Source organism: Burkholderia sp. WP9 (assembly GCF_900104795.1).
Classification (GTDB): domain Bacteria; phylum Pseudomonadota; class Gammaproteobacteria; order Burkholderiales; family Burkholderiaceae; genus Paraburkholderia.
Window position 1 is genome coordinate 1 of record NZ_FNTG01000002.1, and the last position, 22,204, is coordinate 22,204.

19 protein-coding genes are annotated in these 22,204 nt (G+C 59.2%); 4 read left to right on the top strand and 15 right to left on the bottom strand.

The window, feature by feature from the left end:
* From BLW71_RS21330 to BLW71_RS21350, 5 genes are all read right to left on the bottom strand, one after another.
* Nucleotides 1–780, bottom strand: a 780-nt coding sequence (locus BLW71_RS21330) for an alkene reductase (protein WP_502686831.1), incomplete at its 3' end; no start/stop codon positions are given.
* Nucleotides 781–831: 51 nt separating this feature from the next.
* Nucleotides 832–2,247: an NAD-dependent succinate-semialdehyde dehydrogenase gene (locus BLW71_RS21335; RefSeq protein WP_091801134.1), complete on the bottom strand. Its 1,416-nt coding sequence runs from the start codon at nucleotides 2,245–2,247 to the stop codon at nucleotides 832–834.
* Nucleotides 2,248–2,730: 483 nt separating this feature from the next.
* Nucleotides 2,731–3,048, bottom strand: coding sequence for a DUF4148 domain-containing protein (locus BLW71_RS21340; RefSeq protein WP_502686832.1), 318 nt, complete (start codon nucleotides 3,046–3,048; stop codon nucleotides 2,731–2,733).
* Nucleotides 3,049–3,151: 103 nt separating this feature from the next.
* Nucleotides 3,152–4,012: a helix-turn-helix transcriptional regulator gene (locus BLW71_RS21345; RefSeq protein WP_286162067.1), complete on the bottom strand. Its 861-nt coding sequence runs from the start codon at nucleotides 4,010–4,012 to the stop codon at nucleotides 3,152–3,154.
* 171 nt (nucleotides 4,013–4,183) lie between these two features.
* Nucleotides 4,184–4,882 (bottom strand): glutathione S-transferase family protein, encoded by a 699-nt coding sequence (locus tag BLW71_RS21350; RefSeq protein WP_091801144.1) that lies wholly within the window; start codon nucleotides 4,880–4,882, stop codon nucleotides 4,184–4,186.
* A 164-nt stretch (nucleotides 4,883–5,046) separates the two neighbouring features.
* Here BLW71_RS21350 and BLW71_RS21355 point away from each other — a divergent pair, with 164 nt between their 5' ends.
* A complete protein-coding gene (locus BLW71_RS21355) occupies nucleotides 5,047–5,958 on the top strand; it encodes a LysR family transcriptional regulator (protein WP_091808680.1) in 912 nt (303 codons plus the stop codon).
* Nucleotides 5,959–6,386: 428 nt separating this feature from the next.
* On the opposite strand, the gene BLW71_RS21360 is transcribed toward BLW71_RS21355, so the two are convergent.
* The 3 genes from BLW71_RS21360 to BLW71_RS41735 all read right to left on the bottom strand — a co-directional run bounded on the left by BLW71_RS21360 (nucleotide 6,387) and on the right by BLW71_RS41735 (nucleotide 9,251).
* Nucleotides 6,387–6,824 (bottom strand): GNAT family N-acetyltransferase, encoded by a 438-nt coding sequence (locus tag BLW71_RS21360; RefSeq protein WP_091801146.1) that lies wholly within the window; start codon nucleotides 6,822–6,824, stop codon nucleotides 6,387–6,389.
* A 199-nt stretch (nucleotides 6,825–7,023) separates the two neighbouring features.
* Nucleotides 7,024–8,502, bottom strand: coding sequence for a group II intron reverse transcriptase/maturase (gene ltrA / locus BLW71_RS21365; RefSeq protein ID WP_091801149.1), 1,479 nt, complete (start codon nucleotides 8,500–8,502; stop codon nucleotides 7,024–7,026).
* A 329-nt stretch (nucleotides 8,503–8,831) separates the two neighbouring features.
* The gene (locus BLW71_RS41735) at nucleotides 8,832–9,251 is read right to left on the bottom strand and encodes a hypothetical protein (RefSeq protein WP_177205104.1); all 420 of its coding nucleotides are present in this window, start codon (nucleotides 9,249–9,251) and stop codon (nucleotides 8,832–8,834) included.
* 95 nt (nucleotides 9,252–9,346) lie between these two features.
* Here BLW71_RS41735 and ltrA (BLW71_RS21380) point away from each other — a divergent pair, with 95 nt between their 5' ends.
* The gene (gene ltrA, locus BLW71_RS21380) at nucleotides 9,347–10,825 is read left to right on the top strand and encodes a group II intron reverse transcriptase/maturase (protein WP_091801149.1); all 1,479 of its coding nucleotides are present in this window, start codon (nucleotides 9,347–9,349) and stop codon (nucleotides 10,823–10,825) included.
* Nucleotides 10,826–11,171: 346 nt separating this feature from the next.
* Here the strand turns inward: ltrA (BLW71_RS21380) and BLW71_RS21385 are convergent, their stop codons facing one another.
* Entirely contained in the window at nucleotides 11,172–12,194 is a 1,023-nt protein-coding gene (locus tag BLW71_RS21385; protein WP_091801152.1) for an IS110 family RNA-guided transposase, read from the bottom strand.
* Between the two features lie 427 nt (nucleotides 12,195–12,621).
* Here BLW71_RS21385 and BLW71_RS21390 point away from each other — a divergent pair, with 427 nt between their 5' ends.
* Nucleotides 12,622–14,832, top strand: a complete 2,211-nt coding sequence (locus BLW71_RS21390; protein ID WP_091801155.1) for a KAP family P-loop NTPase fold protein — start codon at nucleotides 12,622–12,624, stop codon at nucleotides 14,830–14,832.
* Nucleotides 14,833–15,486: 654 nt separating this feature from the next.
* Here BLW71_RS21390 and aroE read toward each other — a convergent pair.
* Genes aroE through BLW71_RS21415 form a run of 5 tightly spaced genes read right to left on the bottom strand, consistent with a single transcriptional unit; the run spans nucleotide 15,487 to nucleotide 19,391 of the window.
* The gene (aroE, locus tag BLW71_RS21395; protein WP_091801158.1) at nucleotides 15,487–16,320 is read right to left on the bottom strand and encodes a shikimate dehydrogenase; all 834 of its coding nucleotides are present in this window, start codon (nucleotides 16,318–16,320) and stop codon (nucleotides 15,487–15,489) included.
* Nucleotides 16,320–17,540 carry a CaiB/BaiF CoA transferase family protein gene (locus BLW71_RS21400; protein WP_091801161.1) on the bottom strand — a complete coding sequence of 407 codons (1,221 nt, stop codon included), beginning with the start codon at nucleotides 17,538–17,540 and terminating at the stop codon, nucleotides 16,320–16,322. The genes aroE and BLW71_RS21400 overlap by 1 nt, the downstream gene beginning before the upstream one ends.
* Nucleotides 17,540–17,998: a MaoC family dehydratase gene (locus tag BLW71_RS21405; protein ID WP_091801164.1), complete on the bottom strand. Its 459-nt coding sequence runs from the start codon at nucleotides 17,996–17,998 to the stop codon at nucleotides 17,540–17,542. Before BLW71_RS21405 ends, BLW71_RS21400 begins: the two co-directional genes overlap by 1 nt.
* 1 nt (nucleotide 17,999) lies before the next feature.
* Nucleotides 18,000–18,392, bottom strand: coding sequence for a VOC family protein (locus BLW71_RS21410; protein ID WP_091801167.1), 393 nt, complete (start codon nucleotides 18,390–18,392; stop codon nucleotides 18,000–18,002).
* 60 nt (nucleotides 18,393–18,452) lie between these two features.
* The gene (locus tag BLW71_RS21415) at nucleotides 18,453–19,391 is read right to left on the bottom strand and encodes a ketopantoate reductase family protein (RefSeq protein ID WP_091801170.1); all 939 of its coding nucleotides are present in this window, start codon (nucleotides 19,389–19,391) and stop codon (nucleotides 18,453–18,455) included.
* A 95-nt stretch (nucleotides 19,392–19,486) separates the two neighbouring features.
* Here BLW71_RS21415 and BLW71_RS21420 point away from each other — a divergent pair, with 95 nt between their 5' ends.
* Nucleotides 19,487–20,392, top strand: a complete 906-nt coding sequence (locus tag BLW71_RS21420) for a LysR family transcriptional regulator (RefSeq protein ID WP_091801173.1) — start codon at nucleotides 19,487–19,489, stop codon at nucleotides 20,390–20,392.
* 443 nt (nucleotides 20,393–20,835) lie between these two features.
* Here the strand turns inward: BLW71_RS21420 and dsdA are convergent, their stop codons facing one another.
* Nucleotides 20,836–22,197 carry a D-serine ammonia-lyase gene (gene dsdA / locus BLW71_RS21425; protein WP_091808682.1) on the bottom strand — a complete coding sequence of 454 codons (1,362 nt, stop codon included), beginning with the start codon at nucleotides 22,195–22,197 and terminating at the stop codon, nucleotides 20,836–20,838.
* Between the last annotated feature and the right edge of the window lie 7 nt (nucleotides 22,198–22,204).

Here is a 22,204-nt window from a genome sequence, read left to right on the forward strand (position 1 = left end):
TGACAACGCGTCTACATATGCACCGTATGTCTCCATCGTATTGCTGTCGGGCGGTGTGTCACCCGGGGTCGTAGTGACTGGCGAAATGCGGATGCCGACGCGGTCTGCGCCCCAAACATCGATAACGGCTTTGACGACATCGAGTGGGAAACGCAATCGATTCTCTACCGAACCACCATACCTGCCCGAACGATGATTCGTGCTGTCACGAATGAATTGTTCGAGTAGGTAATTATTGGCCGAATGCACTTCGACACCATCGAAGCCGGCAAGCTTCGCGTTTTCCGCAGCACGGCGATATTCCTCGACAATCAACGGGATTTCGTCCGTCGCGAGCGCACGAGGCGTGACAAAATCTTTCATGCCATCGTGGACGCGGATCTGTCCGGCCGGTTTGATCGCCGATGGTGCGACAGGCAGCGCACCGGCATGCATATCGGGGTGTGACATCCGTCCCGTGTGCCAGAGCTGCAGGAAGATCCTGCCCTCTCGGCGATGCACCGCCTCGGTCACGTGTTTCCACGCCTTAATGTGTTCGCTAGTCCAGATCCCCGGCGTGCGTGGGTAGCCACGCGCTTGTGCCGAGATATTGGTCGCCTCTGTGATGATTAGACCTGCATCAGCGCGCTGCGAATAGTAATCGGCGGCATAGTCAGGCGGCACGCCGGCATCGTCCGAGCGACTGCGCGTCATCGGTGCCATCACAACGCGGTTCTTCAGGAGCAAGCCGCCGATTGTAGCCGCTTGCAAAACAGGACTGGATTTGAGATTAGACATCATGGCTATTCCTTCGAGAATTAGTCGTTTGTTTTTCGATGTGATGGTTGTGGATCAGGCCACGACCTTGGCCCAGACCGCCTGGGCGTTGGTGAACTCGCGTAAGCCGAAATGCGACAGTTCGCGCCCGTAGCCACTCTTTTTTACCCCACCGACCGGAATGCGAGCATTCGAGGCGGGATAGCCGTTGATGAATACGCCACCAGTCTCCAGGCGACGTGCGATGCGTTGTGCTTGTGCGATGTCGTTGGTCCAGAGACTGCCGCCCAGTCCGTAATCGCTGGTATTGGCAAGCTCAATCGCGTGTTCTGCGTTGTCTGCCACCGTGATCGCTGCCACCGGCCCGAATGTTTCCTCGTCGAATGCCGCCATGCCCGGGGTGACGTCAGCTAGCACCGTTGGTTCGTAGAAGTTGCCGGTGCCCTCAATTTTCTTGCCACCGAGCAGCAGGGTCGCGCCGGCCGCAATGGTACGTTCGATCTGCTGGTGTAGTTCGTCGCGCAAGTCGTGGCGCGCCATCGGCCCGATCGTGCTCTCAGGATCAAGCGGGTCCCCCGCCTTTACTTGCTTTGCGGCAGCAACGAACTTGCGAGTAAATTCTTCGGCGATGGGCTTTTCAAGAATAAACCGCTTGGCGGCCAGACAGACCTGCCCGGCGTTCTGGAATCGCGCTTTAATGCCCGCTTCCACTGCCAGATCGATATTCGCATCGGACAGGACAACGAAGGCGTCAGCGCCGCCCAACTCCAGCAGGCTCTTCTTGAGTGCTTTTCCTGCTGTGGCAGCCACCGCCGAGCCCGCGCGCATACTTCCTGTCAGCGTGACCGCCGCGATCCGATCATCCTCGATCGTGCGGGCTACTGTCTCGTTGTCGGTATTCAGATTGGCGAAAAGTCCTTTTGGAAAGCCGGCAGCTTCATACGCCTCCTGCAGGGCATAAGCAGAACCCATAACGTTGGGCGCATGCTTCAGTAAAAAGCCGTTACCCGACAACATGATCGGACCAGAGGCGCGTACCACCTGCCACAAAGGGAAGTTCCATGGCATGACGGCCAGAACCGTGCCGATGGGCAGATACGAAACATGGACCTCGTCATCGCTATCGACTGAGACCGGTTCGTCTGCGATGATCGCAGGGCCATTTTCTGCGATCCACTCGATGGTGGCGGCGCATTTTTCGACCTCTGCGTGCGCTGCGCCGATGGTCTTGCCCATCTCGGCGGTGATGAGAGCGGCCAGGCTATCTGATCTTTCCCGCAAGATCGCCGACAGGCGATGATAGGCAGCGACGCGTTCTCGCATCGGCGTCGCCCGCCACAGGCGGAAAGCTGCAGCACTATCAACAAGCAGGCGCTCCACTTCGTTGGCAGACTGGAATGTATAGGTTGCGATCAGTTCGTTGGTCGCAGGGTTACGCGAGGTCGCGACGTTGACCGCGTTAGTGTTTGGCTGAGCGTTGTGATTCGACATCGTTATTGCCTCCTTGACAGATGAAATCAGCGAATGAGGTGCTGCTCTGATGGTCAGTTTAGGCAAAGCGATCTGAGTGAAGAAGGCGTCTCGTAATCCTATGACTGCGGGTCATAGGCAGCATGGTGTGAGATATACGTCACCAGGGAAAGGTCGGGCCGACCCTTGGCGTCATTGCGACATACGTGAGATCGATACGCGTGATGCCCACATGGGCAGAAATGCGGGTCGGGCGCGGACCATCCAGTTCCGATCAAGATAAGCCGCTAGGTGCCGCTATCGAATGGCAAAGAAATTGAGCAAACGCATTTTGATTTTTTATCTAGCGGTAGCTCGGCGTACGAAAAAAAAGCCAGCCGTAGCTGGGCGGGATCCACCGGCAAATATGCCGTAGGAGGAGGTACTAAAACAAGATGGCTGGCTTGCTATCGATCAAGACAGCAACCAGCCTTAGGCCGCATTTTGCCGATGCTCCAGATCAGCTTAGTGACCCGAATTGATCGACTTCGTAGCGATATTGGCGGTTGGCTTAAGCGAGGCGCCTGATGAGGATGATCCGCCCGAGACTCCACCGTAACCCGAAGCGGCGTTATTTTTCGCGGTGACACGTGCTTCGGCGGCTTGAATCTGCACCGGATAAGTTGCTTGGTCGCCAGCACCCGGCTGGTAGCCCGCCTGTTCAAGTTGAGCCAAATCAGCACGCACTTGCGCACGGCTAACAGGTGCCTCTGACTGGGCGAACGACGATACAGCCGGAATAGCAAAAGCAGCGGCGACGACGAGTGATTGAATGAGTTTCATGATACTTACCTCCAGACTTGGGTTTTGTTCGCAAACACCCGTTTGCGATTTAGTGATGCCAGTCTAGACAAAGCGATTCGAGTGAAGAAGGCGTCTTGTAATCCTATGACTGCGTGTCATAGGCAGTATGGCGCGGGATATACGTCACCAGCGAAAGGTCGGGCCGACCCTCCGGCGTCAACGCAACATACGTGAAATCGATATGTCCGGAAGTCGGATGCCGCAGACGTTTGCTGCCCTCATCAAAACCTTTCACGTCCGTGTCCTGCCACCAGTCACGGAACTCAGCGCTCTGTTGCGAGAGTTCATTAATCAGATCGTCGAACGGAACTTTGTCCTGCGCATGCGCGCGCGAGGCGCGGAACGTGGAGATCATGCCGCGCGCCATCTGCTCCCAATCGAGGATCAGCGTGCGATAGGGGCGATAGAGAAACAGCAGGCGTAACGTATTGCGCTCGTGCGGCTGCAGCGAGCCGTAATCGACGAAAAGGTCCGCAATCGCATCATTCCAGGCGAGTATGTCTAATCGCGTGTTGCGCACGTAGGCAGGGATGGGGTTGATCGCGCGAACCAGCCTATCCAGACCTTCGGTAACTCCGCCGGTGGTCACGACGGCCGGTTCCTCACGGGCCGAAAGCGCAAAGAGATGAGAGGATTCGACCCGATCGAGTTTGAGAATCTTCGAGATGCGCCGCAGTGCGTCTGCGGAGGGCTGGATGTCGCGTCCCTGTTCGAGCCAGGTGTACCAACTGACGCTGACGCCTGCGAGCACGGCGACTTCTTCGCGCCGCAAGCCCGGTGTGCGCCGCGGGCCCTCAGGCAGACCAAATTCCTTAGGCTGCAGACGCGCCCGTCGACTGGAGAGGAAGGTACCTAGCTCACGGCGTTGTTCGGGAGAGGTTTTCTTGACCATATCGCGCAATGTTCCTATGCCGAAAATATTGGGCCGAACAAGCGCCGACATTCGTAATGTCATTGAGCACAGCAATGGATAGTGCGCCTGCGATGGTTGGGGCGGCCAGTACCGCCGCCTGTGTAAGCTGCTGAGTATAAAGTGCCCAACGCGTCGTGAGGTATGACGTCGCCGGATCGCGCGGGCTCATTTTCCTGAGCGTCGCGCGATGCCCAGCCCATTTTATGCCCGATTATCCAGCTCCGGTATGCCGCTGTTACCGTCGGCATAGGCGGCCTTGAAGCTCGGCCGTTGTTGCCAACGCTGCCAGTAGGCATCCAAAAATTCAAAACGCTCGTCGAGCGGAGTGGCGTTCACCGGGAACTTCGAGAACGCGATTGCGGTCGCCAGCGTTATGTCAGAGAAGGTCGGTTCATCACCGCCCAGCAGCCACTGCCGTCCGTCCGACAGATGCTTGTTGACCAGCGCGGCATGGGCCAATGCTTCCTTGCGGCAGTGCTCACCCCATGCCTCGTTCTTCGTCAGTTCAAGCTTGAAACCGAGACCCGTATGCAAAACGTGGAAGGCCGTGACAATCCGATACAGGATGTGAACCCAGATGCGGTTGTCCCACATATTGTCCAAGCCCTGCTCCAAGGGCGTGTCGCCCATAATCTTTCGACCGGGATAGGACTGGTCGAGATATCTGACAACGGCGGCAGTCTCGGAAAGGAAGCTACCGTCAGCAAGTTCAAGCGTCGGCGTTTCGCCCCATGGATTCATTTTCAAGTGACGCCAGCCACGCTGTTCGCCGACCGGCGTCATGTCATAGATGGTTTCGTCAAACTGATCTGCGATCCCCTTTTCATGCATGAACAGACGCAGGCGCTGTGGGTTGGGGAAGGCCGAGGGCGAGGTGAAGACGTGCAGTTTGGTAGTCATTTGCGTCGTTCCTGAATGTAAGTTGAAGATGGCGCCAACCCGTATGCGTATAGGAGCTGGTCACAATTCCTTGTCTGCGCGAGCAGTGAATGCACTTTATTACCTTGCTGTCCATACATAAATGGTGTAAACATCAATTCATCTATTACATTTTGGAACAAACAATGGCCGCCATCGAATCGATCCAGCTCGGCAGCATCGAGCAATTTTGTAAAGCCGCGGAGTTGGGAAGTTTCACAGGCGCGGCCGAGGTTTTTGGCGTAACCCCGGCAGCGGTCAGTCGATCGATCAGTCGGCTCGAACAGCGCCTTGGTGTGCGCCTGTTTTCGCGGACAACGCGCAGCGTCAAGGTCACAAATGAAGGGGAGCTTTATTGGAAGGAGTGTCAGATAGCGCTCGATCAAATCGCCGAGGCCGAGCGCGCGATCACCGGCGCACAGACAGTGCCGAGTGGGCTGCTGCGCATCAGCGTCAGTGCCGCTTACGGGACATATCGCTTACTGCCTTTGATGCCCAGGTTCACCGAGGCCTATCCACAGATCGACATCGAGATAAGTATCTCCGACAAGATCATTGATTTTGTTGAAGAGGGGTTTGATCTTGCTATCCGATTAGGCATCCAGCGTGATTCGCGACTGGTGGCATATAAGCTGGAGGATGCGTCTTTAGGCGTTTTCAGTACACCAGATTACTTACGTAGAAGAGGCACGCCGCTATCGCTCAATGACCTTGAGAAGCATAACTGCATTCAATACGTGTCCCCTAATACTGGGCGACCGATGCAGTGGTTGTTTACTGATGAAAAAGGGGCCGAGATTGAACAACCGATAAAGAGCCGAATGCGGGTACTCAATGATGCGCTAGGGTGCGTCGCCTGGGTCAATGCGAGCGGCGGCCTTTACCAGACCTACCGTTTCGCCGCGGCAGAAGCTTTAAAGCGTGGCGATCTCGTGGAGGTTCTTCAGAAATATGGTGGACGCTCCCGCCCGTTCTCCATCCTCTATCCACAGAATCGCCACTTATCAGCGAAAGTGCGTGCGTTTGTCGACTTTCTACGGTCAGCCGTAAGCGCGTAGTCAGCGGAGCAAGCACAGTCCTTTCAGGATCTTCCAAAATTTATCGTTCCGTGGACGCGACGGGTATGACTCGCCAGTATCAGCTACGCGTGATAGTCCGCTTTTAGCGGCGGAGCCGACTCACGGACCTCAATGTGAGCACCTAAACGGACGTCCGCAGATGGCCGACCCCGGTTTGACACGGACCGCCACAACGCGCCGTCGTCGATCAGGCCGCATTCGACCCAAGTCGACCCACTGCGGTCAGATGACATTCTCCAAACCGGTCACTCGGCCGAGTTCATATTCTGCGAACCGAAGCGCCAACAAGCGGCCATTGGCGATTCCACCCTATCGGCCAAGAACGGACCTCTCGCAGTGGTTGCAAATCTTTGACAATTCATAGGCTGACGACGTAGGCGAATCGCGCCAACCGTGGCCGGCTTGCCTTAAGGCACCAGAACTTTCTTCATTGAAGGTGCGGGGTGTAACACATAGTTCTCTCGCTCATAGAACGGAACGGCGTCGGGTCGCGCGTCGAGAAATATCGCGGTCATACCACGAGCACGGGCGTCGGATTCGGCATATTCCATCAAGGATCGGCCAACACCGCTCCCTCGGCCCGTCGTATCTACCACGAGGTCATCGATATGAAGGTGTGCCCCGCGCGCCAACGTGCGGACGGGTCTCATGCCCATCACTCCGATAATCTTCCCATCGTGAAATGCTGCCACAAGCTCGTAGCCCGAATACGATTGCAGGCGGGTCCGCTCTAGGAATTCGCGTTCTTCGAGGGACCGAAGTTGAGCGATGACAGGGTATGCCTGCATCCATTCCGGCGGCGACAGCCTTCTCATTTCTAACCTGCTGCAGCGATATTCAGTCATGAGTCAAGTCGATCCATATTAGAAAAATCCAGATTTTTGCACGGAACCGCGAAGCGAGGTCTCTCGATAGGTTGGGCATTCGAAGGTCCGCTTCCGAGAAAAATGACCGGCGGCTCAGGGTCGAGGATTGCGGTAGGGATGCCCATTACTGAGCACCCCCCGCACAGATCCCGGCGTGCCCAATTCGGGCACCGGGCTCCTACCTCGGGTGTTTGACGGCGAAGCGCCGATCAGGCCACGGATGAAGGATTCGAGGGGGCGGAAGCCAGGCATTGGCGATTCGTCTCATTCGCTCCCACGTCATGGCGTCCTTCTGACTGCGCCGCCGGAGCGTGCGCCGCCATAGATCGGTGACGTGATGTCGGAATGCGACGAGTGCCCGCGAGTTGGTAGGCACCGCGTGATACGCGAAGTATCCGCGAACCACCTGCCTGAGCCATTGCCCTTGCACTGGAATCGGTTCGTGCATGCGCTTCCGGAGCGCCTCCTTGATCTGCCTGAGTCTCGCCCGCATGCGATCCCCTCGGGTCTTCCGCTGTAACTGGAAAGCCCCGCGACGAGATCTGCCGCAGATAAAGATGAAACCCAGAAAGGTGAAGGTCTCCGGTCGGCCAAGACCCCGTCTCTGGCGGTTGACCGCTGCATAGCGGCCGAACTCCAGCAGTCTCGTCTTGTCCGGATGTAGCTCAAGCGAGAACTCTTCCAGCCTCGATCGCATCGCGTCCCAGAAGCGCCGCGCGTCAGCTTCGTGCTCGAAGCCGACAACGATGTCATCCGCATACCGCAGGATGATCACGTTGCCCGTTGCTTCCCGCCGTCGCCACCGGTTGGCCCAGAGATCGAAGACATAGTGCAGGTACACGTTCGCGAACAGCGGTGAAGCCACTGATCCCTGTGGTGTACCGGTCTCACTGACGCTCAGCTCTCCGTCTTCCAGAACACCCGCCTTGAGCCACTTGCGCACAAGGCGGATGATGCGCTGGTCGCCGATCCGGTGCTCAATGAAACGGACTAGCCAACTCTGGCTAACCGAGTCGAAGAAGCTCCGAAGGTCCGCGTCCAGAATCCAGTTCACCGGGGTGTGGGTGATGGCCGTCGCTAACGCATCCAGCGCATCATGTTGACTACGCCCGGGCCGAAACCCGTACGAGAAACCAAGAAAGTCTTCCTCGTATATCGCGTTCAGCACTTCCACCACCGCACGCTGGACGATCTTGTCTTCCAGCGCGGCAATCCCCAGCGGGCGCTGTTTGCCGTCCGGCTTCGGTATGTACTGTCGCCGAACAGGCAGTGCCCGGTACGCTCCGCTCTGTACCTGCGAGAACAGGCGCTGGAGATTCTCTTCCAGTCCTGCCTCGTAGTACCGCCACGTCAGGCCATCCACTCCGGGAGCCGCACTGCGTTTGAGCGCAAAGAATGCCATCCGAAGTCGGTCGACTGTGACGTGGTGTAGAAGCGCGGTGAACCGCTCCTTCTTCCGCTGTCTTGCAGCCTGCCGTACACGTTCCAGCCGCTGTGGCACGCTTGCCCGGTTCTGCGCCCGGTGCGTGTGTGGCTGACCCGTGTTCCCCTTGGTCCCCGCCCTTGGCTCCACCCACTCCGCAGCTGGTTCCCCAGCCTTGTTCGCAGGCTTCATCGCTACTACGGCGGAGTCTGACTTCTCCCGTCCGTTCATCATCGGCTACGGCTCCTCGCCTTCCCGATGCGGACCTGTCCATCCTGCGACAGGCCAGACTGGAGATCTCCCGGTTCCCTAACAAGGAGCGTGCGCACATGCCAGGTTCTACGACCACGCCGGGTCATCCGGGCGCTCGCGATTGCGCGCTCAGACGTTTTGCCTTCCGCTACACAGACAGCGTCGGCACCCGGAATCAGTTTTCTATCGTGGCTCAATGGCTGGCCTGCACGTACCCCTGCCGACGCTTCGCCGACATCCTCGCGGATGCCTGCGCACGGCTCGGGGCCGATGTGGTTCGCTATTCCTTCATCGCAGTGGACTTGCACCACTTACTCCTTGCCGGTCTCCCGGCGCACCCGTGTGAAAACGCGAAAGTGCAAGGTTTTCGGGTGTCGCTTTACCCTTCCCGAGTGACTACCAAGCCAATACAGCGCGATCTGAAGAGTCGATTTTTCAGGGTGGCGCATTGAGCGCGCGTTTTCACACGGGTGCGCCGGGAGACCGGCAAGGAGTAAGTGGTGCAAGTCCACTGCGATGAAGGAATAGCGAACCACATCGGCCCCGAGCCGTGCGCAGGCATCCGCGAGGATGTCGGCGAAGCGTCGGCAGGGGTACGTGCAGGCCAGCCATTGAGCCACGATAGAAAACTGATTCCGGGTGCCGACGCTGTCTGTGTAGCGGAAGGCAAAACGTCTGAGCGCGCAATCGCGAGCGCCCGGATGACCCGGCGTGGTCGTAGAACCTGGCATGTGCGCACGCTCCTTGTTAGGGAACCGGGAGATCTCCAGTCTGGCCTGTCGCAGGATGGACAGGTCCGCATCGGGAAGGCGAGGAGCCGTAGCCGATGATGAACGGACGGGAGAAGTCAGACTCCGCCGTAGTAGCGATGAAGCCTGCGAACAAGGCTGGGGAACCAGCTGCGGAGTGGGTGGAGCCAAGGGCGGGGACCAAGGGGAACACGGGTCAGCCACACACGCACCGGGCGCAGAACCGGGCAAGCGTGCCACAGCGGCTGGAACGTGTACGGCAGGCTGCAAGACAGCGGAAGAAGGAGCGGTTCACCGCGCTTCTACACCACGTCACAGTCGACCGACTTCGGATGGCATTCTTTGCGCTCAAACGCAGTGCGGCTCCCGGAGTGGATGGCCTGACGTGGCGGTACTACGAGGCAGGACTGGAAGAGAATCTCCAGCGCCTGTTCTCGCAGGTACAGAGCGGAGCGTACCGGGCACTGCCTGTTCGGCGACAGTACATACCGAAGCCGGACGGCAAACAGCGCCCGCTGGGGATTGCCGCGCTGGAAGACAAGATCGTCCAGCGTGCGGTGGTGGAAGTGCTGAACGCGATATACGAGGAAGACTTTCTTGGTTTCTCGTACGGGTTTCGGCCCGGGCGTAGTCAACATGATGCGCTGGATGCGTTAGCGACGGCCATCACCCACACCCCGGTGAACTGGATTCTGGACGCGGACCTTCGGAGCTTCTTCGACTCGGTTAGCCAGAGTTGGCTAGTCCGTTTCATTGAGCACCGGATCGGCGACCAGCGCATCATCCGCCTTGTGCGCAAGTGGCTCAAGGCGGGTGTTCTGGAAGACGGAGAGCTGAGCGTCAGTGAGACCGGTACACCACAGGGATCAGTGGCTTCACCGCTGTTCGCGAACGTGTACCTGCACTATGTCTTCGATCTCTGGGCCAACCGGTGGCGACGGCGGGAAGCAACGGGCAACGTGATCATCCTGCGGTATGCGGATGACATCGTTGTCGGCTTCGAGCACGAAGCTGACGCGCGGCGCTTCTGGGACGCGATGCGATCGAGGCTGGAAGAGTTCTCGCTTGAGCTACATCCGGACAAGACGAGACTGCTGGAGTTCGGCCGCTATGCAGCGGTCAACCGCCAGAGACGGGGTCTTGGCCGACCGGAGACCTTCACCTTTCTGGGTTTCATCTTTATCTGCGGCAGATCTCGTCGCGGGGCTTTCCAGTTACAGCGGAAGACCCGAGGGGATCGCATGCGGGCGAGACTCAGGCAGATCAAGGAGGCGCTCCGGAAGCGCATGCACGAACCGATTCCAGTGCAAGGGCAATGGCTCAGGCAGGTGGTTCGCGGATACTTCGCGTATCACGCGGTGCCTACCAACTCGCGGGCACTCGTCGCATTCCGACATCACGTCACCGATCTATGGCGGCGCACGCTCCGGCGGCGCAGTCAGAAGGACGCCATGACGTGGGAGCGAATGAGACGAATCGCCAATGCCTGGCTTCCGCCCCCTCGAATCCTTCATCCGTGGCCTGATCGGCGCTTCGCCGTCAAACACCCGAGGTAGGAGCCCGGTGCCCGAATTGGGCACGCCGGGATCTGTGCGGGGGGTGCTCAGTAATGGGCATCCCTACCGCAATCCTTATATGGACACCGCCCGGTTTGCCAGATTGATCTTGATGTGATCTTAAAACGAGGTACCGGCTGCAGTCTTATATCCGGCCTGTGATGCAAGCCGAAGCCTGCGGGCCCTGATGGATTTCGCCGGGAACGTCCTCGTCTCGGTCACGCACTTTTAAGCGCAAGGCCGTGTTCAGGTTTGCGTTCCTGCGGTCCGACCTGTTTCGCCATCACATGTGAATCAACCTCAGCAACCTATCGGTACTCCCGTCTTTGCCTTGATGTTGGCCCGGCTAGGCGGGTTTAATGCTTACATGATGTTTGTCGTACGTGCTTCCGTGCGCGAGAATAGCCCACACCGTGCGCGCCATCTTGTTGGCTAGGGCCACTGCCACCACATTGCCTGGTCGTCGCTCCTGGATTGCCTTCTGCCAATCTCCCGGTACCTTGGTATGACACATGACGGAGCGCGCACCGTGGATCAGCAGCGTGCGCAGATAAGGATCACCCCGCTTCGATATCCCTCCCAGCCAGACCTTGCCACCGGTACCGCTTTGCCGGGGTACCAACCCGATGAACGACGCAAACTCACGACCTGACCTGAATGTCGATGCATCCCCAATGGTGGCGACCAGTGCAGTTGCACTGAGCTTGCCAATCCCCGGGATTGCGGCGATAGCCTGGCATGCCGCCTCCTGTTTGTGCCACACGCTTATCTTGTTCTCCAGCTGATCAATATCCTGTTCGATGCTGTCGATCCGTTTCAACTGGTCCTGCAGACTGCTGATCATGGTTCCCGGCAGGGTGTCCTCGAGCTCCGCCATGCGCGTCCGGATCTCGTTGAGTCCGGCGACGCGCCCGGCGCGGAACGACACACCGAACTCATACAGAAGGCCTCGTAACTGGTTCACCTGCATGGTCCGGAACTTGATCAGCAGCGAGCGCATTCGGTGTAAACCAAGCATCGCTTGCTGGTCTTCAGTCTTTGGAGCTACCGTTCGCATCTCCGGTTGCTGAACCGCCGTCCAGATTGCGCGCACATCAGCCGCGTCGGTCTTGTTCGTCTGAACGAACGGTCGGATGAACTTCGGATGTAACAGCACCACCTCGTGTCCAAGCGCTTTGATCTTGCGGGCCCACCAGTGGGCACTACCGCATGCTTCAAGCGCCACACGGCCCGCCGACCGCTGCGCTAGAAAGACTAATAGCTCATCGCGTCGGAAGCGCCGATTGGTTATCTCGCCGGATTGCGCATCGACCCAGTACATCTGGAAAACCAGCTTTGCAACATCCAGTCCGTATGTCGTAGCATTCATTTGGGCCCTCCGTTCCTCAAGTGGACGTGTCGAACTTCCACTCTGGCACATTGATGCCGATCGGTTCTGGAGGGCTCGTCACTCCTGTCGCGCTCGACGTCCCCGAAGGGAGGGCGGTGTCCATTCCATCTCGGTCGGGCTGAGACCATCCGCGCTTCAGGCTCATCGCCGCAAAGCGGTCATTGGTATTTCGCCTCCCGAAAGCGGCCGGTCGTCAACGCGCACTTCCGACCCGTTGCAGACAATTCGCTCGATTGCCCGAAGGGCTGATTTGCCGTTTGAACCGGTCGCTCGCGATGGGCGCTCGAATAGCTATTGATAGCCGGTAGGTGCTTGTCACCAATTTCACTATACTGGCTCGGATGCAACGGTATCGCCCGTTCCGCCTCTCGCCTACCAAATTGCTAACGATCCACGAAGACTGATCATGCCGGAAACCCTCCATATCTCTGATCGCCCCGCAGAAACGGACGCCTTTGGGCGCAATCACTTCGCAAGATCGCTTGCGCGGTCCATCGTGTCCGTCGGAGCGGACGACGGTCTAGTGATTGGGATCGAGGGAAGCTGGGGTACAGGCAAGAGTACGGTGATCGGATTCATCAAAAAGCATCTAATAGATCCGAATAGTGACCACTCAAAGACCGTTATCGTCGAATTCAATCCATGGATGGTGAGCAACACAGGCGCGATGGTCGATGCGCTGGTCACCCAGATCGCTGCGGCACTTAACGTGACGCTAGGCGCACAGGAAGAAAAACTAAAAGTGGGTGAGAAACTTCTGAGCTATATCGGACTGATCAAGCACCTCAAGTATCTGAAGTACGTGCCGGGAGTCAGCTTTGCAGGGCATATAGCCCAAGACGCGGCAGAAGCTGCGGAGGCAATTGCCGGAGGCGTAGAAGGTGCTCAGAAAGCGCTCGAAGATGTCGAAAAAATGCTTCCTCAGCTAGATCTAACCAGGAAAAAGGCCGAAGCAGTGGAAGCGCTTCGAAAGCTCAATCGCAACATCGTGGTGATCGTGGATGATCTCGACCGATTGCCAGAGGACGAAATTCAACTCGTCGTGCAAACGATAAAGGCAGTCGCAGATTTTCCTCGAACTACCTATCTCCTAGCATATGACCGCGAGATCGTTGCGGCCGCTTTGGGAGGCGGCAACGTTGCCAGAGGGCAATCATATCTAGAAAAAATCGTCCAAGTCGCATATCCAATACCGCCCTTGTTTCGATATCAACTTCGTGGATTCCTCGATACGAAGTTGCAGGAGCTTTTCACGGGCATCCATATCGAACTGCGCGACTACGAATCAGCCATCTATCAATCGGGGATGCAAGTCGTTACATATATCGCACGTCACCCTCGGGACATCGTTCGGCTCTTGAACCGCCTTCTGCTAAGTCTTCCAGCAACGCGCGGCGAAGTAAACGCAGTTGATGTGATCGTCTTCGAGGCAATCTCCCAGCGCTTTCCAAGCATTCGCGACAGCGTACATCGTCACCCTACGGATTTCATAGGGCAATCATTTAGAGGCGATTCTGGAGTCGAAGACGCCGCAGCTGGAGTGACTGACTGGGGCACATGGACCGATTCCCTAAAACAGCAACACGAGCATCCGTGGGAGAAGCATCTGCCAATAGATGAGTCCGAGCGTGACGTTGCAAGAAGGGCATGCGCTTTTCTATTCGCGGTGACCCCCGACAAGCAAAGGAAAGTGCCCGAAGATGAGCTTCGCATGGTTGATCCGGACCGGCTCGCACGCTTCTTTCGAATGGCCTCACTGGACAGCGTTCCAGAAGCCGCCAGCATCCATCAATATTTAGAGAACGCCGACTTCCTTGAGGAAGCGCTGACGACCTGCAACTACACCGACCTCGCGTTTTTACTTGAATGGATCTTCAATTACACGCCTTCATGCCACTCCCTCGCTGCATACGGCAGCATTGAGAAGCTTGTCGATGCAGCATCGAAAGTTCTAGCGGGAGGCGAGCTCACAGACGGGTTAGCAGAGCTGTTTGGCAAGGTGATTTTGCGACTCGTGAGACGAGCGCCCGACGAAGAGCGCTCCAAGTGTCTCAGCCAGATAGCCAGCAATGGTCCCTTGTCAATCGCTGAGATCGTTTTGCTCGAAGCAGCCGCAGAACAAGGGAAGTGGATCATACGTCCGGAAATGTTATTGCCGCGAGAGCAACAATTGATCCCAGACAGTCAGGCGGTTGATAGCGCTATAGTGGTATGGTCAGATCGCGTGCGAAAAAGTGCGTCGGATGGGGATTTGATCAACGAGACGCGAGTACATTCGATCCTATATCGCTTTGCACAATTGAATTTCGCATACGACGAAACCTACAAGATCGTAAGTGGCATTTGCTCGACTGATGATGGGCTCAGGAAGTTTCTCTCAGTTCACGTTGAAGATAGTTTGTTCAATAGCCTTGAAAGCTTCAGTTTGATTGCAGATGCGAACTATCTAGCAGGACGCATACGCGGTTCAGGTATGAGCGACGAGTATGCATGGCTAGCAAACCTCATCAGCAGTGGAGATTATCCGCGCGCGATCGACGAACAAGCTAACCGATTGAAGGGGCTAAATCGCGCACAGCTAGAACAAACAAGAGTGCGATCACGTATTCCCACTTGAGGGATAAGCAATTCCCTACAAGCGGGGTAGACGCACGACGAAAACGTTCGACCTGCTTTCAAATGACTGAACCCGGTGAACAAGCGGACGATCGCTGACGAGCTACGGAGGGCCGCTGCTGGCCGGGTTGAGGCGATGCCACCGGCAATTTGCTCGCTGGAAACCGGCCGTTGAGCAGGGGCGGACGAGACCTTAGCGATTCAAATTGAATGGCGACCTCGAACGGCGGCTCATGGCCGGTTGTATCCGTTCGGCGAGGACGCCACAAAGCGGCCGTTGGCGTCGAGCGAACCTGCGAATGGCTGCTCACCGTGGCGGTTGCTGAACGAGTACAGTCGGCCATGAAGAGACAGCTGTTCGGCGCCACCGAATGGCCGGTCATGGCGCCATGGCAGCCATTTAAAGCATCGATGGTCCGTGTCTCTATCGCCGTGCCCCCCCGCTGTCCCCTGGCGAATCCCAAGTAGATCGAAGTCAGGTATCTGAGTCAGTATTTTCGAGGCTACTTCGAGCAGCAGCCAGCACGGCCTCAGACAGCGTCGACAGCAGGGGAGAATCGACCTCTGCAATTGCTACGAGTCGTGATGCGCCTGCGATCCTCACCTGTCAACTTGTCATCGGGATATCCTTTCCAATCCTGAGTCCAGCGCGCGTTCAATCCAGCGGCACCGTAAGCCGGTCGATTACGGCCCGCGTCTCGGGCCGCACGCCACGCCACCACGCGAAGGCCTCTGCTGCCTGCTCGACCAGCATGCCGACTCCGTCCGCGACGTGCTGGACACCCGCATTGCGCGCGAGTCGCAAGAAGGGCGTCAGGCGCTTTCCGTAGGCCAGATCATAAGCCGCGCCCGTTGGACTGAACACGCTCGGTGGAACGGGCGGCAGATCGCCGGTGAGACTGGCCGAAGTCGCGTTGACCACCAGATCGAACTGTCCCATGGCCTCGAGATCGCCGTAGCCACAGGCGAGTAGTGGGCCGCCGGCGACGACCTGCGCGACCAGCGCCTTGCCCTTCGCCAGGTCCCGGTTCGCGACGACCAGTTCCGCAGGCTGCGCGGCGAGGAAGGGCAGCAATGCGCCACGCACCGCGCCGCCTGCGCCGAGGATCAGCACGCGCTTGCCGCTCATCGGCAGTTTCAGATTGACCTTGATATCGCGCAACAGGCCTACGCCGTCGAAGTTCTCGGCGATGATCCGGCCGTCCCTGAAGCTCAGCGCGTTGGCTGCGCCCGCCAGTTCCGCCCGTTCGCTTTGCTCGTCGGCCATGGCGAAGGCCTTCAGCTTGAACGGCGCGGTCACGTTCATGCCTTTGCCGCCCGCCGCAATGAACGCACGCACAGTTGCTGCGAATGCGTCCTGCGGCTCCAGTGGACCTTCGATGGCCGTATAGGCCATGTCCTGCTGCGTCTCCTGTGCAAAGAGACCGTGGATCAGCGGTGATTTCGTGTGTCCGATCGGGTTGCCGATCACTGCGTACTGGTCGCTCATCATGGCCTCACTTTTGAATACAACACGCCGTCGGCTTGCATCGCGTCGATTTCGGCGGCGTCGAAGCCCAGCGCTTGCGCCACTTCCGCGTTGTGCTGACCGAGGTCTGGCGCGACCTCGCGGATCGTCGTGTCGCAGTCGGAGAAACGAAAGGGCAGGTTCGGCATGCGCAATTTGCCGTAGCGCGGATGCTCCTGCTCGACCACCATGCCGCGCGCGACGATCTGCGGATCGGCAAGCACTTCGTCGATGCGCTGCACCTTGGCGCACGGCACGTCGACGCCATCCAGCATCTCGAGCACCTGCGCAACGGGTTGGCTGGCCACCCAGGGCTTTACGACGGACAGAATGTCCACGCGGTTCGCATTGCGGCCTGCGAGCGTGTGAAAGCGAGTGTCGGCGCCGAAGCCGGGCGGGCCGCCCTGTGCTTCGACGAGCGCTGCGAAGCGCTTCCACGCATCGTCCACCTGCGCGGCGATGACGAGGTCGCCGTCGGCGGCACGGAATACGCCGTACAGCGTCGACGTGGGCATGTCGTGACCCGTCTGCTCCGGAAGGATGCCCTGCATCGTGTAGCACTGCACCGCGTACTCGTGCATCGACAGCAGCGTGTCGTACAGCGCCATGTCGATATGCTGTCCGCGGCCGCTCTTCACGCGACCAAGCAGCGCGGCGTTGATCGCCGCCACCGCGTGAATGCCCGTGTACATGTCGCCGAGCGAAATGCGCATCAGCGGCGGCGGTTCGCCGGGCGTGCCGATCATCTGCATGATCCCGCTCTTTGCTTCGGCAATCAGACCGAAGCCGGCGCGATGCGCATCGGGTCCCGTATGGCCATAAGCCGAGATCGAGCAGTAGACCAGTTTCGGATTGCGCGCGGACAGTTCGTCATAACCCAGCCCGAGTTTGTTCAGCGCGCCCGGCCGGTAGTTCTCGACGAACACATCCGCCGAGTCGCACAGCCGTTGCATGAACTCTTTCCCGCGCGGGTCGCGCATATTGACGCAGACGCCGCGCTTGCCCATGTTGAGTTGCAGGAAGTAGCCACTCTGTTCGTCATCCAGCACCGTGGCATGCTGACGTCCCGCATCGCCGCTGCCGGGACGCTCGACCTTGATGACCTCGGCGCCCAGCGCCGCGAGACAGCGCCCGACATACGGACCGGCCAGAAAATGGCTGTAATCGACAACGCGAATACCTTCAAGAGGACGTGCCTGCATCAGAATGCTCCCGGGCGGCGCGGCACCATCAGACGATGCTCGCCATGCTGGACGACCTTGCCTTCCTGATTGACCAACTCGGATGGGAGCACCACGATCCCCCAGCCAGGGCGACTCTTGCTCGCGCGCATTGTGCCGATGCGGAACTTGACGTGCAGCACGTCGTTGACCTTGATGGGCAGATTGAAGTCCCATGTCCAGCCGAGCGACATACCCGGCAGGAAACGGTAATCGCTTTGCGTTTTGAGGCCATCGGCGATAGACAGGCCAAACAGACCGTGAGCGACGATCGAACCGAAGTGGCTCGCATTCGCGTAATCCTCGTCGACATGGACGGGCGTGTGGTCGCCTGTGAGGTCGGCGTAGGCCAGGATGCGTTGTTTGGTAACGGTATAAGTCGGGCTCACGCACTGATCGCCTTCGCGGGCGTCGTCCCAGTATTTTTCAATGATCGTCATGTCACGCCTCTGAACGTGGGTTGATCGCCAGTGCCTGCGCGACACATGTGGCAGGCCTCGCCTGAATCAGTTCGACGGCGAGGCCGTCGGGCAGGCGCAACCAGTTGCGTCCTTGCGGCATTTCGCTGACGCCGTATGTTTGCGCCGCGGCAAGCGCGGCCTCCATGTCCTCGCACATCACGCCGAGGTGGCCGAGGCGGCCTTCGGGTGCGTCGTGCTGCGGGTTATGGATGAATTGCAGGCCGCCGAGCGTCCAGTACTGACGGGGTTCCTCTACCGTGCCGTCGACCTCGCGCATCGTCATGCCGAGCACGTCTTCGAAAAAGCGGATGTGCCAGTGGATGTCTTTCACCCAGATAGCGACATGTTCCAGATAGGCTTTGCTGCCGTTCATCAGGTTGTCTCCGTTGTCGACCCGAGCTGGTGCGAAGCACTTGCCCGGATCTCATGCCAGTTATTGCGCTTTTCGGTCGGTCATCGCGCGTTCGATGCCCTTGATGCATGCCACCAGCGTCGCGTTGACGGGCGTCGGCACACCGTGCCGTTGTCCCCACCGCACGACCGCGCCGTTGATAAAGTCGATTTCGGTGATGGAGCCTTTTTCGAGGCTCTGCAGCATCGAAGTCTTGAAGCCAGCGGAAAGGCCTTCGCCGGCGAGGGTCCACGGGCGTTCAGGATCGGTGGAGGAAAGCGTCACGCCGGCGGCCTGGGCGACTGCGATCGCTTCGGCGATGGCTGCCAGGGCGGCTGTTTTAAGTAGCGGCTCGTCGTAGAGCTGGCCGTAGGTCAGGCCGGTGGTGCCCGTCAGCGCGCCCGTTGCGACATTGACCAGCAACTTGTCCCACATCGTGCCGACGATGTCGTCGCTGACCGTGGTGGCCAGTCCGGCCGCGTTGAAGGTTGCGGCGATCGCCATCACGCGGGATGTGATGCGGCCGTCGAGTTCGCCGATGTAAGTCGCCTTGCCGGCGACGCCGGACTCGATGTGCCCCGGATTGCGCAGCACGCCGCCGACGTAAGTCTTGCCCGCCAGCACGCGCTCACGACCCACGATGTCGGCGAGCACATCTTCGTGTCCAAGGCCGTTTTGCAGCGACAGCACCACGGTTTCGGGTCCGATCAGTTCCGGAGCGCCACGCATCGCCGCATCGGTATGAAAGGACTTGACCAGCACGACGACCAGATCGACGGCACCTACCTCGGCGGCCCGCGTCGTAGCCTTGGCATTCACGAGTCGCGAGCCGTTCGCATCGTCGACGAGCAGTCCGTCGCGCCGTATTGCGTCTACATGCGCCGCCGAGCGGTTCAGCAACCAGACCTCGTTGCCGCCTTCGGTTAGCGCCGCGCCGATGGCGCAGCCCAGCGCACCAGCACCCAGAATCGCAATCTTCACTATCGTCTCCTTGACCTGGAGATCAAGATACGATCGGGTACGCATGCTGGCAATGCAATGGATACAATGCGGTCATTGCGCCAGACAATATCGCCATGAACCCGGCAGAACTACCCGATCTGAAACTGCTGCAGCTTTTCGATCTTCTCTACGACGTTCGCAGCGTCACGCGCGTCGCGGAGCAGCTTGGACAAAGCCAGCCGACTGTCAGCATCTGGCTCGGCCGTTTGCGGGAGCATCTGCAAGACCCGCTCTTCATACGAACGCCAGGCGGCATGGCGCCGACACCGCAAGCCGATGCGTTGATCGGACCGTGCCGGGAGATTCTCGAATCGCTGCGGCGCTTTGCGGCGTGGGAAATAGCCTTCGATCCCACCACCGCCAGGCGGCGTTTCCGCATCTGCATGACCGACGCGAGCCACATCACGCTGCTGCCACGCATGCTGGCGCACGTGCGAGCGCAGGCGCCGGGAATCCGTCTCGAAGCCGCGAGGATCGACGGCAATACCGAACGCGCGCTGGAATCGGGCGAGGCCGACCTGGCAATCGGTCACGTGCCCCGGCTCGGCGGCGGCATCTACCAGCAGCAGCTATACATGCAGGATTGGGTGTGTTTGATGAACCGGCATCATCCGCGCATGCGCGGCAAGCTTGGGCTCAAGCAGTACCGCACGGAGGGCCATGTCGCCATCGCGGCAGGCACGGGGGCGCAATTGCTGGAGCAGGCGCTGGTGCGCGAGCACATCGAACGGGACGTCGTGCTCGAGCTGCCGGGTTTTCTCGGGCTAGGGGCCATCATCAAAAGCACCGATCTGATCGCCACGTTGCCGCGGCATATCGGCGAGACGCTGGCGAAGGTCAACGACCTGTCGGTGCATCCGTGTCCGATACCGGTGGAGGGGTTTGCAGTGCGGCAGCATTGGCACGCCCGCTATCACCACGAAGCGGGGAATCGGTGGCTGCGCGGTGTGGTGGCTCAATTGTTCAGTAGTCTGCGGTGACGTTGCGCGTCGGCTGTGGTTGTCATGCTGTGCCGGGGGGGCCTACTTATTGCCGTTTGTGGGACTGGTTTCTCGCTGACGTCGTCTGCAACGGGAGCTGCCCGTGCGGGAGTTTCCAGCCGCGCCCCAGCGTCCGACTGGCGATCGTCGCTTCTAGCGCCGGAAGCGGCCGTCAGTTGACATGGCATTGAACGACCACTCCGGGTCGCCTGGCGTCGATCGAGATCAACGGAGGGCGAGCCGCCGATGCGTTTTGCAAGAGTCAGTGCACGGCCTCAAGCAGCCCTTCGTTGAACTCGGACGAACGACTGCTTCGGATCAGACATCAGCTCCTAATCCAATAGGGCTAAAGAAAATTCCATTCAATCGAAAACCAGCTTTATTGCCATTCCGAACATGGGACTGGGTCAGACAACTTTCAGCTTAGAACCTTGACGCGGCTATTAGGCTGCAACCAGTGCCCGCCGCCCCGTCTCGAGATATGAGCCCATCTCTGCATCCGGCACCATGCCGCCGCCCGTTGCCCAGATGATGTGCGTCGCATTGTGCATGGCCGATTCGTCGATATTCATGCGTCCGCGATAGCCCTGCCGCTCGTTCGACACGCGCGCGAAACCCGGAGCGCCCGCGAGAGCCGACGGCTCCAGCCGGATGTTCTGCGTCTCGGCCATCAGCGCGAGCAGCGCGTACAGTTCGTCGTCACCGACGGTGTAATAGCCGTCGATCATCCGCTGCATCGCGCGGCCCACGAAACCGGACGGACGCCCTACTGCGAGTCCGTCGGCAGCCGTCACGTTGTCGATGCCGAAGTCCTGAACCGCAAGCCGTTCGTGCAATCCGGTCATCACGCCCATCAACATGCAAGGCGAATGGGTTGGTTCCGCAAACACGCAATGCACCGCATCGCCGAACGCGAGTTTCAAACCGAACGCAACACCGCCAGGGCCGCCGCCGACACCACACGGTAAATACACGAACAGCGGCTGCGCAGCATCCACTCGCACATTCGCCGCATCGAGTTGCCGCTTCAGGCGCTCGCCCGCAACCGCATAGCCGAGGAAGAGCGTCGTCGAGTTTTCATCGTCGACGAAGTGACACATCGGATCGTTCGACGCGAGACGCCGTCCGCTTTCGATCGCTTCGCCATAATCGCCCGTATACTCCACGACCGTCACGCCATGTGCGCGCAAGCGGTCTTTCTTCCATTGGCGCGCATCGGCGGACATGTGCACGGTCGTGGTGAAGCCGAGGGTCGCGCTCGCGATGCCGATCGACATACCCAGATTGCCCGTCGAGCCCACCGCGATGCGGTGCTCGCGAAACAGCGCACGGCATGTGTCGCCCGCAAGCACACGGTAATCGTCGCTTTCCTTCAGCAAACCGTGACGCATCGCGAGTTGTTCCGCGTGAAAGAGCACTTCATAGATGCCGCCGCGCGCCTTGATCGAACCGGAAATCGGCAGATGGCTGTCCTGTTTAAGCAGCAGACGGCGCGGCGCTTCGACGCCGTAGCGCTGGCTCGACGCTTGTGCGAACGCGGACACTTCAGTCAACGGCGACTCGATGATGCCGCCCGTTTCGCGCACATCGGCGAAGGCTTGCGCGAGCAGCGGCGCGAAACGTTGCAGACGCGCGCTGGCATCGGCGATATGCGACCCATCGAGTGGAATATCGTGAAGTGCGTCGGCCATCGGCGCGACCGCCGGATTGAACCACTCGACGGGTTCGAGCGCCATGAGCTCACGCAGCAGCGGGAAGTCTCGCAGCCACGTATCGAGCGGCTTGCCGTAAATAGAATCGATCATGTTCGGG